11 protein-coding genes are annotated in these 14956 nt (G+C 59.7%); 4 read left to right on the top strand and 7 right to left on the bottom strand.

Annotation, left to right across the window (positions count from 1 at the left end):
* Positions 1-381: 381 nt before the first annotated feature.
* Entirely contained in the window at positions 382-3756 is a 3375-nt protein-coding gene (locus tag Hrd1104_RS08715; RefSeq protein WP_195837564.1) for a VWA domain-containing protein, read from the top strand.
* On the opposite strand, the gene Hrd1104_RS08710 is transcribed toward Hrd1104_RS08715, so the two are convergent.
* Together Hrd1104_RS08710 and Hrd1104_RS08705 are read right to left on the bottom strand one after the other, a co-directional pair.
* Complete coding sequence (locus tag Hrd1104_RS08710) at positions 3753-6476, bottom strand: S8 family serine peptidase (RefSeq protein WP_154552393.1); 2724 nt, start codon at positions 6474-6476, stop codon at positions 3753-3755. The two genes, Hrd1104_RS08715 and Hrd1104_RS08710, sit on opposite strands and share 4 nt — an antisense overlap.
* A 217-nt stretch (positions 6477-6693) precedes the next feature.
* Positions 6694-7554 (bottom strand): CheF family chemotaxis protein, encoded by an 861-nt coding sequence (locus Hrd1104_RS08705; RefSeq protein ID WP_154552392.1) that lies wholly within the window; start codon positions 7552-7554, stop codon positions 6694-6696.
* A gap of 429 nt (positions 7555-7983) precedes the next feature.
* Here Hrd1104_RS08705 and Hrd1104_RS08700 point away from each other — a divergent pair, with 429 nt between their 5' ends.
* A complete protein-coding gene (locus Hrd1104_RS08700) occupies positions 7984-9273 on the top strand; it encodes a tRNA pseudouridine(54/55) synthase Pus10 (RefSeq protein WP_154552391.1) in 1290 nt (429 codons plus the stop codon).
* The gene (gene rnhB / locus Hrd1104_RS08695) at positions 9270-10007 is read left to right on the top strand and encodes a ribonuclease HII (RefSeq protein ID WP_154552390.1); all 738 of its coding nucleotides are present in this window, start codon (positions 9270-9272) and stop codon (positions 10005-10007) included. Before Hrd1104_RS08700 ends, rnhB begins: the two co-directional genes overlap by 4 nt.
* A gap of 12 nt (positions 10008-10019) precedes the next feature.
* Here rnhB and Hrd1104_RS13105 read toward each other — a convergent pair whose 3' ends face one another.
* The 3 genes from Hrd1104_RS13105 to secF form a co-directional block, all read right to left on the bottom strand.
* Positions 10020-10190, bottom strand: coding sequence for a hypothetical protein (locus Hrd1104_RS13105; RefSeq protein WP_195837563.1), 171 nt, complete (start codon positions 10188-10190; stop codon positions 10020-10022).
* Positions 10191-10254: 64 nt separating this feature from the next.
* Positions 10255-11778, bottom strand: coding sequence for a preprotein translocase subunit SecD (locus Hrd1104_RS08690; RefSeq protein ID WP_154552389.1), 1524 nt, complete (start codon positions 11776-11778; stop codon positions 10255-10257).
* The gene (gene secF, locus Hrd1104_RS08685; RefSeq protein WP_154552388.1) at positions 11775-12635 is read right to left on the bottom strand and encodes a protein translocase subunit SecF; all 861 of its coding nucleotides are present in this window, start codon (positions 12633-12635) and stop codon (positions 11775-11777) included. The genes Hrd1104_RS08690 and secF overlap by 4 nt, the downstream gene beginning before the upstream one ends.
* Before the next feature lie 108 nt (positions 12636-12743).
* Here secF and Hrd1104_RS08680 point away from each other — a divergent pair, with 108 nt between their 5' ends.
* Entirely contained in the window at positions 12744-13808 is a 1065-nt protein-coding gene (locus Hrd1104_RS08680) for a guanosine monophosphate reductase (RefSeq protein ID WP_154552387.1), read from the top strand.
* 51 nt (positions 13809-13859) lie between these two features.
* On the opposite strand, the gene Hrd1104_RS08675 is transcribed toward Hrd1104_RS08680, so the two are convergent.
* Both Hrd1104_RS08675 and Hrd1104_RS08670 read right to left on the bottom strand, forming a co-directional pair.
* On the bottom strand, positions 13860-14327 hold the full coding sequence (locus Hrd1104_RS08675; RefSeq protein ID WP_154552386.1) for a DUF5812 family protein: 468 nt from the start codon (positions 14325-14327) through the stop codon (positions 13860-13862).
* A gap of 73 nt (positions 14328-14400) precedes the next feature.
* Positions 14401-14937, bottom strand: coding sequence for a hypothetical protein (locus tag Hrd1104_RS08670; protein WP_154552385.1), 537 nt, complete (start codon positions 14935-14937; stop codon positions 14401-14403).
* Positions 14938-14956 lie beyond the last annotated feature (19 nt).

The following is a 14956-nucleotide window of genomic DNA, read 5'->3' as shown; positions in this document are numbered from 1 at the left end:
TCCCACTCGCTCGTGAGGAGTGTGAGTGAGGCGACTGGGTACTGACGGTTCACGTTCGAACCAATCTACCGAATGTGGTAAATGCTTTCTGGTTCACCCCGGGTTTGGCAACCCCCTCCAAATGGATTCTCAGTTTCCCTGCCCCCCAGATTCACCCGTTTGAAGCCTTTTCGATCTGACGGCTGCCACAAAGCATTTATTACCCCCTCTACCACCCCCTTCTTTCCTATCCGGTGCATCTCGTCGCGTGCGTCAGACAGTGGGTTCAGAGGCTGGGGATCCTTCGCGCGTGCACCCGGACTGGCTCAGTTGTTCTCGTCTTGGCTGGTAATATTGTGTCACCCGCAACGACTAAAGGGGTTCGTTGTGTCGTGTGTGCCCATGTCGGACAAAGAGTCTGGCAACGACGAACTCGATTTGTCGACGATGTCGCTCGATCGCCGTCGCGTGTTGCAACTCGCCGGGGCGGGGGCGTTCGGATCCACGACGCTCGTTTCGGAGGCTATCGCCGCCAACGGCAATCTGAACGTCGACGTACGACAGATCGTCGCCAGAACGGACCCAAAGTTCCCCACGGTGAAGGTATACGCGAGCGTTACTGATTCGAACAACAATCCGGTCACGGGCCTCTCGTCAAGTGCCTTTTCGGTCGCAGAGGACGGTACTACGCAGTCGATTGAGTCGCTTGTTGCGCCTGAAAGTAGCAACACTTCGGACGTTAGCGTCTCGATCGTCATCGATCGCAGTGGCAGTATGGCTGGGACGAAAATCAGCGATGCCCGTGCCGCTGCAAAAGACTTCGTCCAACAATTCCAGGTTGAGGACGAAGGGCAGATCATTGCCTTTCACGACACGATTGAGTTCAAAGAACGTTGGTCGAAGGACGAATCGGAGTTGACTGGTGCTATCGACACGATCAGTGCCGGCGGAGGGACGAATCTCTGGGGGGCCACGAAGAGGGGTGTCGAACAAGCTGCTCCACGTGTCGGACGATCGGCTGTCGTCGTTCTCACAGATGGCAAAAACACAAAATCAACGACGTTGAACGAGGCAATCACCGCTGCCCAGGAGAGCAACGTCCCAGTGTATACGATCGGACTCGGTTCAGACGCTGACGAATCTGATCTACAGACGCTTGCGAACGACACTGGCGGCACCTATCATTTCGCACCGGACAGCTCGGATCTTGCGACGATTTACGATCGTATCAGTCAGAGCATCGCCGACGAGTACGAGATTACTTACGAGACGACGAACACCGCGACTGACGGAACCATCCGGGACGTCACGGTCACAGCGAACTATAACGGCGATAGCGGCTCTGACACTGGAACGTACGAGGCCCCGTGTGCGCCGCTTCCGACGGCACGGTTCGATAGCCCTCCGACGAGCGCGGTCGTCGGACAGCCCGTCTCGTTCGATGGGTCACCGAGTACCCCCAACGGTGGCAGTTTAGTCGCCTACATGTGGGACTTCGATAACAACGGCGTGACTGATGCGACCGGCGAGCAAGCGACGCACACGTATACGTCGGCCGGAACCTACGAAGCTCGATTGACTGTCGAGAAAATGTGTGGGGCACGAGACGTCGCCGTGACTGAGGAGTTCACTGTCACGCAGGGTAACTACGATCTCTCGATCACGTCAGTGAACGATCCGATCAACGCCGGTGAGACACTCGAAGTTGAGGCAACAGTGACCAACATTTCGAACGAGACGAAGACCGATGTCGTTTCACTCTACGATTTCGATGGTAATCAGATCACTCCTGCTGCATCTATTCACCTCGGTGCCGGTGAATCGACGGACGTTTCGCTCACATGGAACACACAGACCAGTGATTCCGGAACAGATGAAATCACCGTGAAAGTAGGGCAAGTTTCTGTCACTGAAACAGTGACTATTGAAGAGAGTGAGGCTGGAGGGGAAGTACAGATCACTAACCCGAGATTAGTGCAGACCGTAGAGAACACGCGTATTGGCAACTCGGAAACAGCGGACGATTCGGAGATAGGGGATGCACCGAATGATATCGAAGCCACAGACCCTGATTTAGTAGAGGGTCGTAAGACTGCAGTCGTTTTTGACCTCGAATCGAATCAGGAACTGACTTTCGAAAGCAATGTTGAAGTAACAGTCACGGAGGATTCGACTGGAAGTCCTCAAACACACACTACAGAACTCCATGGGGAAGTTCTCAATGAGGTCGTTTCAGGCTCGTCACTTCTTGATGAGTTCGCTCGTCGCCCACTGTCGTTCGCTGATGGCCCTGATGATGTGATCGTGGATCGGTTTGAAAGCCCCTACCCTACCTTTGATGCGACGACTTCTTTGTCGTCAGTTGAATTGAGTGTCAACCCGAAAGATTCGGCTATCGAGAGGAAATCTGTGTCACTCTCGTCGGCAGATTTCAGTGTTACTGACATGCCGACGTTAGATATCGGATTTACAGTAGTTCACGATAAGAACAACGAGCGGGATTATGGGACAGTTGCTGAAGAGCAGTATCAGCAAAAAGTCAAAGAATGGGTGCGATATGCACAACGTGTCGCACCGACATCACAAGTTAATTGGTATCGAAAGCCCCATGCAGAGGGCCTCCAAGCAGGTGCGATCCCTGGTCCCCCGGAATACGTTCCGGGAAGCGCAAGTGCGGAGATCGCTGCAATTTCGGCGGATATGACCGCAGCCCAACTTTCGATTGATCAGAGCTTTGTCACTGGGCTTGACACGGATCAGATCGGAAGTGTGACTGATGGGTTTGTGAACGAAAACGACAATCCAGATATTAACGGGTTTGACGTCACCATTGCGGTAGTCCCGGATGATTACTTTGCCGTGGTACGCGACAAGCCAGATACAACGGGTCTACACATAAACTCCCCTCTGGGAACGGGGATGCTTCAGCCGAGAATTGCGGCAATGGCAACGATTGATGCCCGTGAAGATACTGTCATTCATGAAGCTGGGCATCACTTCCTGGGCGAGCCATTTGATGGACAACTAGCCAAGGATGAGGGAGATGGACAGGGTCCTATGCACATGCAAGGGGATATCGTATCGACAAAGTTCAACACAGAATTAGATTTTTCCTCCAGCTTTATTGAACGGAATACTCCTTCGTATATGTCATATGAACCTGATCCTTGGGCCGATGCAGTGACAACCCGTTTGTTGATGGAAGATGACGGTCCTTTTAAGCCTACGCCGCCACATAACCCGGTCAATAAACACCCGGACGCTTCGACGTTCTCTGCCGTCGGTCAAATCAAAAGTGATGGGTTTGAATTCTCGATACTTCAAGAGACTAACGCGAAGGTGAGAACAACGGGTGCTGATAGCGGAGTGGCAGTCCAAGTCAAAGATGCTGATGGGTCTACGATCACCGAGCAGACAGTACCAACTAAAGCGAAGGCAGTGGCTCGGAACGGAGAAACCACTGTTGTTGATGGTGTCATAATCGGACACATTGCGTATCCTGAGGAGACATCGGAAGTTGAATTCACTGCTGACGATCCAGAAGGGTCTGGGCAAGTTTCTACAACCATCAACGACGATGATATTCAGAAACCTGCTGGGCCTGAACCCGAACTACCTGCCGATATCGCTCGGTTTGACACGGATAACGACGGGAATATCGAGGTCGGAGAGGTTCTTGATGCGATAAGTGCATACAATGAAGGTGAACCGATTGGCGGGGAACAGGTTAGTATTCGAGAGGTCCTCGACTTGATTTCGGCTTATACGACCAACTAGTCACTCCTGTCATTATACGCACTAATCACGTCCAGGACATCCCTGATACTCACTTCGTCGTCACCGATCTGGTCACCGTTGTTGTACGCGTTGATCGTGGCCAGGACGTCCTGGAGACCGATCTCACCGGATGGTTCGTACTGATCGAACCGGTCGATCCCGTCGCGAACGACGATGGTCGTGTTCGTCTGCTCGGCAACATCGGAACCAAGATTCCCCTGTCCGGTGATCGCATACGTCCCGGATGGTGTCGACGCTGGAACGTCAAGTCGGAAGGTGTGCTCGACCGATTCTCCGGGCGCTGGCACCGGCGATCCGAGGCCAAGGAACGCGGCGTCGGATCCGTTTACCGAAAGCGGATCGGTCACCGACGGGAGAGAGATCGCACCCGCAGACGGCTGGGTAAGGCCCGTGTTTGCCAGTGTATAGCTAATGTTTACCGATGATCCGGGCGTCGTCGTGAGTCGATCCGGAGCATGTAGCGTCACGTCGGTCCGTGACACTGGGACTGTTTTGTTCACACGCACGCTCTCGCCATCGAGCGTTGCGACACCAGTAACGCGTACCTCCCCTCGATGGACGTCACGATCCACTGCCAGCGTGACGTTCGTTGTCCAGACAGCGCCGGCTGGCAGTCCATCCGGCAGGGACTGATTCGTCGGACGCACGGTTACGCCGGCAGACTGCGCTTCGACCGCGAGCGAGACGTTCTGGGCGACTTCGGCATCGTCGTTTGATATCGTGTAGCTCACTGTTGCATTGCGTCCCGGGACGACTCGGATCGGAGTCACGACAGCGATGTCGTGCGGGCGTATTCGAAGCGTCGCCCAACGACTGTCGTTTTCAGTCTTCACCCCGTAGGAGTACGATCCTGGATCGAAATCACTCACTTCGGTGTCAGTGATCGGTATCGCCTGGGTTTCACCAGCAGACAATGATAGGTTACGCTCTGTCAACACCTCGTCGTCGAACCAGACCGAGACTACTTGCGCTCCTGCCACGTCGCCAGTGTTTTTGACACTTCCATTGATCGTCACCGTGTCCCCTGACGAAATCGAAACGTTGCCCGGCGAGAGTTCCCTGACGACAAACTGGGCGGGATTCTGGACGGTCAGCAATGCAGTTACGCTTTCACTCCCGGTAGAGAGACTGTACTCGTAGTCATTTGGACTCAAATCCGCAAAGACATTTCCAATGGTGATCGTCTCGGACTCGTTGGTATCTAGGGTCACCGATCGCTCAGCGATCACCGAACCGTTGAGTCGGAGCGCAACCGTCTCCGTGCCGGCTTGTCCACCTGTATTCGTGATCGTAGCCGAAACGGTGACCGACTCGCCGTGGACGATAGAGACGGGTCCTGGCGAGAGAGACTCAATCGAGAACGTGGCCGGTTCGGCGGGCTTGATCCCCAGGGCCGCAGTCACGTTCACCAGGCCGTATCCACTCCGTTTGTCGATCCCGTCCCCCTCGATATCTATCGCTGTCTCCTGTAACCCCGTCCGAACGTCGTTGGGCGATCGATCCCGATCACCGTCTTCGAGGTCCTGTGCAATCACGATCGCCGCTGTCCCTGCGACGTGTGGCGTCGCGAGAGAGGTTCCTGAGGCGGTGATCGTCCCGCCACCCAGCCACGTTGTCGTGACGTCGACGCCAGGCGCTGCCAGTTCGACAGCCGCCCCCTCGGCACTGAACGCCGGCGTCTCGTCCGATCGATCGGTGGCCGCGACAGCTATCGCACCGTCGTATCTGGCCGGGTATGTGACCTCATCAGTCGACACGTCTCCGTCTCCGCCATTCCCTGCCGCGGCGACGACAACGGCGTGGTCGCTCGCTGCATTGATTGCGTCCTGTAAAGAACTCGCACCCGTGGCCGAACCGAGACTCAACGACAGTACCTCCGCGTCGTCGTTGGTGCCGAGTTCGCCGTCTGCACCTTTCAGGGCCGCATCGATGCCGTTGATAACCCAACTGAGGCGTCCTTCGCCGGATCGGTTCATCACTTTAATCGCGTACAGATCCACTCCGGGTGCAACACCGACGACGTCGTCCTCGTCGTCGGCTGCAGCGACGACGCCAGCCACGGCGGTTCCATGTCCCTGATTGTCCAGTGCTGTCGAGCGACCGAACCTCGTGACACCGTTCGAGAAGTTTGCACCCCACCGAACTGTTTCTAGGTCACTGTGCGTATAATCGATTCCAGTATCGAGTACTGCGACGTCGACGTCTCCGATGGCTGTCTCAGAAACGGCCTCTCTTCCGTCCTGCGCGGAAATCCGGTCGGCCCCCCATGGAACAACCTGGTTTGCCGCCGATACCTGTTCACTTGTCGACACACTCGGATCCGTGGCCTGAGGGGGCTCAACAGCGACCCTGGAATCCCTTTTGACTGCGATGACGCTAGCCCGGTCTTCGAGGGCTTCAAAAGCGGATCTCGGTCCTTGCATAAACAACACTGGCATGAACGTGATGTTTTGCCCACCCGTTACGGAGACTTCTCCCGGAATCGTCGCCTGTTCTCGTGCCGATGTATTTTTGAACTCGACGATTACCGAAACACGCTCGGAAGCGACGTTACTCCCGGTTGCATTGTCCGCATCTTCGACTGTCGTCACCGGTTGCTGACCTGCCGCGGATCCAATGGGGTTCACGAGGAGCAACAGCGTAACCGCGATCACTGAGACGATTACAATCAGGTATCCAAACCCCCGGTGACGATACATATAGACTATTAGGCGACTGTGAAGCCTAACCGTTCCGCTCTGGAATCAGTTCTGATAACAGCAGGTGATCTCACGGTTACTGATGGGTGAATACTTGACTTACCAATATTCAGCTGTGGCATTCCATTCTTATTGGCATTCTCCGAAATGACTCGGATCTAGTGCCGAGACGGTTCGGCTATGAAGCCAAGAATCGCGTGCTGCGTAGAACGGTCCATCACTGCTCGTTCATGGCTTCACTCGCCATGTTCCGGCCCTGGGCGTTCAACGACACTTCCGTCCGCGTCCGGACCTCGTCGACGGCCCCAACCTCCAGGAGTTTCTGGTAGATCTCCTCGACTTCATCGACGCTGATCCCCACGAAGTCAGCCATCTCGAACGGCGAAACGCCCGAGTACAGCGCCATCAGGACTTGACTTTCGGTGTCGGTGAGTTCGTACTCGCCGTCGCGATCTTCGACGAGGTGATCGAACAACGTCCGGAGGACGGAGGTGTGTCGAGCGGTCCCCGAGAGGTGAGTTTCGACGCTCCGGTCATCGCTATCGGTGTGTTCGACTTCTACGACGTCGCGTTGTTCGCCCATGACCGTCCGGGATTCTGTCTCGACTGTCCCGATATCGTCGAGCCCACACGCGACCGTTTCGCCATCGGGAAACTGTAGGCTGAAGCGCTCGTCGTCGATCACGAATCGGGCTTTCGACCAGTCGCTCTCCTCCTGAACGACGCCACCCACGACTGCCGGGTGCCTGACGAGTACCACTTCGCCACCGACGTTCGCCCGACAGTACGTCTGGATGAACGCCGGATCGTCCGCCGCAGAAGCCACAATCACGTTCGACCCCATCCGCAGCGGGATGGTCTCGCCCACGTCGCTGACGAACTCCTCGGGGTCGTCGGGAATCGTCACGCGCCCGTGCGGGAGCGTCTGATTCGACCCATTGGCGGCCAGTACCAGTCGCTTGTTGGTCACCACTAACCGACAGGACTGCCAGTCGGACGCAGAGACTTCCGTTCCGTCTCGGACCGCGTACCGGTAGTCTCCGGCCGTATCCAGCAGCTTCCGTTCGTCGTCGCTCATGACCGCCTACGTGGCCGAACGTTGGCGGGTGACTGGCATATATGTTCTCACCGACAGCATCTTTCGTGGACGCGATCGTCACCATGCGCGACCGGACCCGCCAAACGCTTGTCCGTGGGTCCGCGTCTGACGGGGCCGCGCCACCTCAAGCGCGGTCGAACTCCGTCGCCGTTGCCAGAGCGCGCTGGACGGAGACACCGCTCGAGGTCACGACTGCGCCGTGGCCGATCTGAAAAAGGCTTGGCGTTCCCCTTCGGGGACGTCGTCGCTGTCACTCACGGATCTGTGTCTACGGTCGCCAGTCCGTTCCGGGTCAAAAGCGATTCGCTCCGTTGTGGAGTGACCGGCCGGTCGCTCTTCTCGACACAGGCGCCACGTTTGGCCACCGGACTCGAAAGGAAATTACGGCCCCCTCGCTACAGGTGGCGTATGGACGTACTTTCCTACGCTCGCGACGCGCTGGCGACGGGGCCGCTGTGTGATGCCTGTCTGGGGCGGCCGGTCGCCGACCGGAGCTTCGGTCTCACCAACGCCGAGCGAGGCCGGGGCCTGCGGACGGCACTCGCCCTCGCCGCGGACGACCCCTTCGAGCCGCCCGAAGACTGCTGGGTCTGTGAAGGAGTCTGTGCGGGCTTCGACGAGTGGGCCGACCGAATCGTCGACGCCCTCGAACCGTACGAGTTCGACACCTACCAGGTCGGGACCCGCGTTCCGCCACTCCTCGAGGAGAACGCCTCGCTGCTTCGCGATGACGCCGGCCTCGAGGACGACGCTGGCGAACCGCTCAAGCGGGAAGTCAACCGCGAGGTCGGCAAGCGCGTCGGCGCTCGCGTCGACGCCGAGGTGGGCTTCGAGCGTCCCGACGTCCAACTGCTCGTCGATCTCGATGCCGACAGCGTCGACGTGCAAGTCAACTCCGCGTTCGTCTACGGTCGCTACCGAAAGCTCGAACGCGATATTCCCCAGACTGAGTGGCCCTGCAACGACTGCAACGCCACGGGCACAGTCGACGGTGAGCCCTGCGATGGCTGTGACGGAACGGGCTATCGCTACGACGAGAGCGTCGAGGAGCTGACCGCGCCGGTCGTTGCCGACGCGATGGACGGGCGTGAGGCGGTCTTCCACGGCGCCGGCCGCGAGGACGTCGACGCCCTCATGCTCGGGGCGGGTCGCCCGTTCGTGATCGAAGTCAAAGAGCCACGAACCCGGGCGGTCGACGTCGAGTCACTCCAGACCGAGATCAACGACTTCGCCGACGGCAAAGTCGAGGTCGAGGGGCTGGAAGCGGTCACCCACGGGATGGTCGAACGCGTCAAAGAACTGGACGCGAGCAAGACCTACCGGATGGACGTCGAGTTCGCCGCGTCGGTCGATCCGGTGGCCCTCCAGAATGCCCTCGCCGACCTCGACGGGGCGACGATCGAGCAACGCACGCCCAACCGCGTCGCTCATCGTCGCGGCGACATCGTGCGGACGCGTGACGTCTACGATATCGACGGGGAACTCGACGACGATACCCACGCCACGATCGAGATCCACGGCGAAGGCGGCCTCTACGTCAAGGAACTCGTCTCCGGTGACGAAGGGCGAACCGAGCCGAGTCTCGCCGGTCTCCTTGGCGTCGACGCCGAAGTCACGGCGCTTGACGTCCTCACCGTCGAAGGCGAGGACGAACCGTTCATCGAAGACCGGTTCCTGCGAGACGCCGAAACGGAATGACCGGGACCGACACACCCGAAGACGCCGAGGCGGGTCTCCGGGCAGGTGTCGACGAAGCCGGGAAAGGCCCGGTCCTCGGGTCGATGTTCGCGGCCTGCGTCGTCGCCGATCCGGCCGCCCTTCCCGAGGACGTCGACGATTCGAAGGCACTCTCGGCGGAGCGACGCGAGACGCTCGCGGCGACGATCCGTGAGCGGGCCGAGGCGGTCGCCGTCAGCGAGATCACCGTCGAGCGGATCGACGACCCCGCAACGGATATGAACACACTCACCGTCGCTGCTCACGCCGAGGCACTCTCGCCAGTCGCCAGCGACGACCTCGAAACCCACCTCGACGCTGGTGACACGAACGCCGTCCGGTTCGAGCGCCGCGTGGCCGATCGGCTCGATACCGAACCCGATCTCCGGGCCGAACACGGGGCTGACGAGCGCTATCCGATCGTCGGCGCAGCTAGTATCGTCGCCAAAGTCGAACGCGACGCCCACGTCGCGGACCTGGCAGACGAATACGGCGCTGTCGGGAGTGGCTATCCGGGCGACGAAACGACACGGGCGTTTCTGGAATCGTACGTCGACACGAACGGCCACTTACCCGACTGTGCCCGCGAGTGCTGGCAGACCTGTCAGGATGTCCTGGTTCAGGCTGATCAGGCTGCTCTCGACGACTTCCAGCGTGGATCCGACCAGCCGGGTGACGCGGCGGGTGACGATCAGGCTGCCCTCGACGACTTTTGAGGGGGCGCTGACTCATTCGCCGCCGACAAACACTGTCTGTAAGCGGTTGCCACACTCGGGACAGCAAAACGTCTGCCAGTTGTCGGGGTCCAGGCCACCCATCGTCTTGGTTCGAATCACGTCGGACTGGGCGACCTCACGATCACAGGTCTCACAGTAGAAGTGGTCGCTGTCTTCGACCATTGGCCAGTCGTTCACAAGCCGCGGGGAAAAGCATACGGACGCGACTGCCCCCAAGCGTGGTGAGCTATTCGTCTAAGATGAGGCTCCGGAGGATGTCACCGTAAGCCGGCCGCGTGATGAACACACCGATCAGCACGCCGACGATCGTGATGATGGCGAACCCACTCAGATCACCGAGCGAGAGGACCGTCAGCGGACTCATGGCGATGATCGTCGTCGCTGCCGCGGCCCCGATCACCCAGAATGCCTTCCGGAATCTGTTCTGGAAGGCCCGATCGGTCGTGATCTCCTCTCGCTGGAGGATCTCGTCGGCGATGATGATCAGGTCGTCGGCCCCCGTCCCGACGACGGCGATGAAGCCGGCGATGTGTGAGAGGTTCAGCGGATACTGGACGAGCGCGACGAACCCGAGCAGGACGAACACCTCCGAGAGTGCCGTGACGATCATCGGCAAAGCGACCCGCAGGTCACGGTACCGGAAGTAGATCATGCCACTCACAGACAGCACAGCCATGATTCCGATAATCAGCGAGTCGGTACGGAACTCCTCGCCCATCGATGGTTCGAGGCTCTGACTCCTGGCGTTCTCGAAGTCGAGCGGTGCGGGTAGCCGCCCGGCCCGGAGGCTAATCTCGAGGTCCTCCGCCTGGGTCATATTTTGGCCGGTGGTCATCCGGAAGTTCGGATCGTTGGCGAACTCACCGTTGGCAAAGGAGGTGGCGAGATTTCGCTCGACGCCGCCAGAGAACACGACCTCATCGTTCAACGTCGTCACCAGACAGTAGTCGTCTACCTCCGAGATGTTCGACACTGTATCCCGATTGACGCCACACCGGCGGGCCTGTCCGAATCCGTGCTCGACCATCTCCTGTTGGAACCGCTCGGCGACCGAATTCCGGATCGTCACGGGCACGACTGCTTCGCTCTGGTCTTTCCGTGCAAATCCAATGCTCTTGAAGTCGTCTTGTTCGAGTACTTGATCCTGGACGAACGTTCCGTTACTGTCCGGATGCACAGCATAGATGCGCACGACACCACGTTCATCGAGGAGGCTTTCCAGTTCTTCTTGGTCTCGGTCCGGTGCCGTAATCGAGATGAACGTCCCCTCGATGCCGTTGATCGTCGAGACGCTCCCGCCACTGAGTGCGGACTCTCGCACCTTGTCCTGGATGACCCGCACCATATCTTTGCGGGTCTGCTCTGTGACGCCATCCCGGACGGTCTCGGGCTGATAGCCCTCGGCGAGGAGGGCGTCTCGAAGCTGATCCTGGGTGACGTTCCGCGTGAACACTTCGACCGTTTGTGACCTCGCTGAGACACGGACGTCGATCGCATCGGCCGACACCGCAGCCGAAACGTTCTGTGCAAGCGTGGTTTCGTCTTCCACACTCACGTTTACCCCTTCTGCTGTCGTTCCGACTGCTGGCGCCTGCAGGCTCGTCCCGCCGTCGAGTTGGATCCCGTACTGGAGGTTAGTCAGTCCCCCGCCGTCGCTCGCGCCACCGGCAACCGGCCCGAACAGGGCAACGCCACTTCCGATAACGAAGACGGCCAGGAGGACGATCCGCCAGTTGTCGCGGATATTCATTTGTTCACCCCGCGGAACTTGTACCAGCGAAGGAGACTCAGATTGAGCATGTACGTATTCATCAAGTCAGCGGCCAGACCGATGACGAGCACGAACCCGATCTGTGCCATGATCTGAATGTTGAAGTACGTCGCCATGATTGCCATGACGAGCATGGCCACCAGCGACGTCAACGTCATCGTCACACCCGTTTGCATCGCCTGGTAGGTGCTCTCGTAGAATTCACCCCGTCTCCTGAGGATGTGGTTGTTCAACAGGATATCCGAGTCGACGCTATACCCGATCAGCATGAGGAGCCCCGCGATCGTCCCGAGAGAGAGCTTCACGCCCAGGAGACTGAGCACGGCAAGCGGGATCATCAGGTCCGAGAACGCCGAAATGACGATCGCGATGCTCGGCACGAACGTTCGAAAGAGGGCGAACGCCAGGATGCTCATTCCCAAGAACGCAACTCCGATCCCTACCAGCCCGATACGCATGCTATCTGCGCCGAACGAGGCAGGTGTCGACCCGCTGCCTCGAACGGAGATGCCGGCTGTTTGAGCCTGCTCGCGCAGCTCATTGATATTCGATTGATCGAACGTCAGCACATATCTGTCGGCCTGCGATTGGACTGTCTGGACGGAGACCGGTTCGGGCGAAAACGTACTTTGCAGTTCCGCTGTCGACATCGTCGACTGTACTGTCATCTGGGATCCACCGGTAAAGTCGATACCGAGTGCGACCGGCGACCCCGTAAGTACCCACGCGCCGGCCAGCACGGCCAATGCGACGGCCAATACGGCCAGCGGCACGGCCATAAGCTGCCGGTTTGAGTACCGGGTGTAATCGATTTCCGGGACCTCGAACTCGACCATGGCCGTGGGTGTGGTACGGCCCTGAATAAGCCTTCCTAAAGCGTCCCGGCGACGCCACCACTCCCGTAACGACGACGTTATGTGGCATCGTCCCAACGATAGCTCGGAATGAACGATCTCACGACTGGACGTTCCTACGGGGACGTCTTGCTCGTTCCACAGCGTTCCCCTGTCGATAGCCGGGACGACGTGGACCTCTCGACGCCGTTGACTCCGCGTATCGAACTCGAGCGACCACTGCTTTCGGCACCGATGGACTCCGTCACCGAACGCGAGACGGCGATTGCGATCTCCCGAGCGGGCGGGTTCGGGACGATCCATCGCTTCCTGGCGATCGACGAACAGGCAGCCGAGATTCGCGCGGTCGTCGAGGCCGGTGAACGCGTCGGCGCGGCCGTCGGGATCGCCGAGGGGTATCTCGAACGCACCGAACGGGCACTCGAAGCCGGCGCTGATGCCATTGTCCTCGACGTGGCCCACGCCCACCTGGAACGGTGTCTCGACGCCGTCGAGACGCTCGTCGCCGAGTACGATCCCGACAATCTGATCGTCGGCAACGTGGCCACTCCCCAAGCAGTCGAGGACCTCCACGCCATCGGTGCCGACACCGTCAAAGTCGGCGTCGGGCCGGGTAGTCACTGTACGACCAGAAAAGTCGCCGGTGCCGGCGTCCCGCAACTCACGGCCGTCGACCGCTGTGCCGACGCCGCTGCCGCCCTCGATATGCCCGTCATCGCCGATGGTGGCATTCGATCTTCGGGTGACGCCGTCAAGGCACTGATGGCCGGTGCCGATACCGTGATGATGGGAAGTCTGTTCGCCGGGACCGACCAGTCGCCCGGCGAGGTAATCGACGTCGACGGCGAGCAGTACAAACGCTCACGCGGGATGGCGACGACCGCCGCCGCCGAGGACCGCACCGACAAGGAGACCGACGGCCCCGACGCCGACGAGGGTGTCGAAGGCCTGACGCCCTACAGCGGCCCTCTAGAGGACGTTGCCGACCGCTTTGCGGCCGGCATCCGGTCGGGACTCAGCTACTGTGGCGGCCACACGATCCCGCAAGCCCGTGAGAACGCCGAGTTCATCGCCGTCGAAGCCAGCGCCCGCGAGCGTGAAGGTGCCCACTTCGATCACGACTGGGAGAGCGTTGTCGGCACTGGCAGTGACTGAAGACGCCGGCAACACAATCTCACCGTGGGCGCGGCTGGCGCTTGTTGGGTGTTAGTCAGGAAGATATCGTACGCTGAGGACACCGTCGTCGGCACGGATCTCGACGCGATCGACGCCCAGTCTGGCGGCTTGTCGGCGGGTCGCGTCGTCTTCGCGGACGTCGGTAACCGCTTGTGCCGTTTGCTCGGGCGGGACTGTCAACACGTGCAACTCTCCCGTGCCCGCCCGTTCGCGCCGCGTCACGTCACCGACGGACTGCTCTGTGGCGAGCTCCCGGGCCTGTTTGGTGGGCGTTTCTGGATTGTGTTCGACGGGAATGGTCCGGCGATCGTGAATCGCTACCAGCTCCCAGGTCACGTCCATCGGCGGTTCGGGACGAATCGTCGCCTCGAGAATCTCGTCTCGCTCCAAGTCCGGGTGCTCGGCGAGGGTGTGCACCTGGGCGTCTTCGACGTCGGTTACCACTGCCGAGGCCTCGTCGACGTTCGTGACTACGAATGTCCCCGTCTTCTCGCTCATATCTCCAACAAGGGGTCCAACGCCCTTTTCGTCGTCGGTTCTGGCGGCAGTCGCCGGTCTGGATCGTGGACCTTCACCGATACAACCGGTGGACGACAATCATGATCGCCGCCGCGGTGGCCGGAACGACCGGCCAGGCTGGCTCGGGAATGGCGTAGAAGAACTCGACGATCGGGCCGAAGAGCCCTTCGGCGGGCGGGCGCGAAACTGTCTCGCCGTTCAACTGGAACGTCGGCGGCATCGACGCGACCAGCCCAAAATAAATCGAGCAGACGAACAGAAAGCCCGTCCCCGCCAGTGCGCGATCGTAGTGGGTGTCGTCGTTGCCGTGTCGATGGCTGCGGGCGACCAGGAGCATCGGGGCAAGCAAGGGACCGACGAGACACAGCCCGACGAGGACGTAGAAGGCACGCGAACTCGTGAGCATGCCCCCGGCTGTCCTGACGGTTCCGCCGACCAGCGAGAGGACGGCGAGGGTAAAGACGAGCGTAATGAGGCCCCCGACGAGACCGCCGACGACGATGTACCATCGACAGAGCCGTGAGTCAGTCGAGCGAAAGGCGTAGGGAATTGCTCCCACCACGCCACTGTAGGCATCGTCGTCCGTCACGAGTGTTCGTACCGAGCGT

The organism is Halorhabdus sp. CBA1104, assembly GCF_009690625.1.
GTDB lineage: Archaea > Halobacteriota > Halobacteria > Halobacteriales > Haloarculaceae > Halorhabdus.
This window is presented reverse-complemented; position numbering and strand designations above follow the sequence as displayed.